The organism is Candidatus Woesearchaeota archaeon, assembly GCA_026394965.1.
Classification (GTDB): Archaea; Nanobdellota; Nanobdellia; order Woesearchaeales; family 0-14-0-80-44-23; genus JAPLZQ01.
The window spans coordinates 1-1,777 of sequence record JAPLZQ010000020.1; the positions used below are offsets into that span (position 1 = coordinate 1).

2 protein-coding genes and 1 rRNA gene are annotated in these 1,777 nt (G+C 41.0%); 2 read left to right on the forward strand and 1 reads right to left on the reverse strand.

Annotated elements, in window-relative coordinates:
• A partial coding sequence (locus NTV63_01035; protein ID MCX6709524.1) for a sugar phosphate nucleotidyltransferase occupies positions 1–668 on the forward strand: 668 nt, incomplete at its 5' end.
• A 35-nt stretch (positions 669–703) separates the two neighbouring features.
• Here the strand turns inward: NTV63_01035 and rrf are convergent.
• A 5S ribosomal RNA gene (rrf, locus tag NTV63_01040) occupies positions 704–820 on the reverse strand.
• Positions 821–937: 117 nt separating this feature from the next.
• On the opposite strand from rrf, the gene NTV63_01045 reads away from it, so the two are divergent.
• On the forward strand, positions 938–1,777 hold an 840-nt coding region (locus NTV63_01045), incomplete at its 3' end, for a hypothetical protein (protein MCX6709525.1).

The window sequence follows — 1,777 nt, forward strand, 5'->3', positions numbered from 1 at the left end:
CTGTCATACTTGCAGGAGGGCCTGAAAAAAGCATAGCAATCGGGAATGAATACCGCCCAACAATAAGCATAGGAAAGAAGCGCCTGATTGAGATTGCAGTTGAAAAGCTTTCCTCAAGCGGATTCAAGGAGATATTCATAATAGCAAGGCAGAATGTGCTTACAAGGATTTTTGAAATCATAAAGGACGGCTCCCTTTACGGAGTGCATGCATCATATGTTGAGGAAAAAGAGTCAGCGGGAAGCGCAGACTCCCTTCGGCTCATAAAAGGGAAGATAAAAAAGACATTCCTTGTTGTCTACGCAGACATAATCTTCAAGAAGATAAACCTTGAAGAGATTTGGAAGGAGCACATAAGGCAGAATGCGCTTGCAACCCTACTTTTGACAACCTCTGCAACGCCATCTGAAAAGGGGGTTGCAATTGTGGAGGGCAACAAAATTCTTGAATTCACCCAAAAGCCTAGGGAAACAGAGACATACATAGTTTTTTCCCCGATATTTGTTGCAGAGCCAGCAATCCTTGACTACCGCGGAAAGAGCCTTGAGCAGGATGTGTTCCCAAAGATTGCTGAAAAGGGGCTTCTTATCGGGCACATAAGCGCGAAGAAGGAAACGCACATTCATACCCTTGAAGACGCAAGAAGGCTCCAGGTTAAAGAGGAATAGAATTTCATTTGAAGGGATAATTCTTCAGAAAAAAAAGGTGACGGCTTCCTGCACTTCCCACTTAGAAAAGCAGTACAATGCAGAACGTGGACCTGCTTGACTTCCGAGTTCGGGATGGGATCGGGTAGAACCAAGTCGCTCTGGCCGTCTGGATACCGTGGAACAGGAACTTATATTTAAAGCTTTCTGAATGCCTGAAAAAGGTTATTTAATTACTAAAGAGTAGTTATAATAGAAAAATTTATAAGGGAAAAAGAATTCCTGCGCGTATGGAAAGGCAGGCGCTTTTGGATTTCGGAACGGGCTTTTTTTATTATGCTTCAGAAAGGGTGAAAGAAGCGGCGGGAGACAATGGCATTAAGTATGAATTGCCTAAGATAAGATTTGCAGAAGCAAGAAGTTATGATGAAGAAATAAGGTATTCTGAGATAATGTATAAGGCAGGAATTGATGAACTCCTGCTTGAAGGAAAAAAATTCAGAGGCAAAGAAGATTGGATTTCTGAGATGAAGTCAGTTCTTACCCCCGAGGAATTTTCTGAAAAGGAGATTTTGGAAAAAAAGCTTGCTGCTTTCTCAAAAGGGCAGTATAATTATCTGACAGATGAAATAACTATTGACAATTCGCTTGTTGAAGAGATTGGAATTGAGCATGTGCTCTGCCACGAGATTCTGCATTCAATAAGGCACCAGATAAGGGATTATCTTGGCTGGGATGATGAATACTCTGAATTGATAAGCCCGGGAAAGGCGGAATTCTTCTCCCAGCTTGAATCAGTTGCGCTTGAGTCATACGGATACAGAGATGGCAATGAAATTAATCCGCTTAACCTTGATTCACTTTTGCGCGAGAAGGCGATTTTTGGAAAGGGAAGTATAAGAAAAAAGATTTCTGAGATAAAGAGCGCTTACCTTGAAGCAGCCGGCAAAAACATCAGCAAGAAAAGATTTGAGGAACAAAAAAGCATTGATTCCGGAATGAGTGATGCTGTAAAAGGGATAAATTTGAAGGAATTAATTAAAGAAAAAGAAGAGATGAAAATGCTTTACTCTGCAATGGAGCAATTTTACAATGCAAAAGATTACCTTATGCTTTTGAAAGGAATAAGC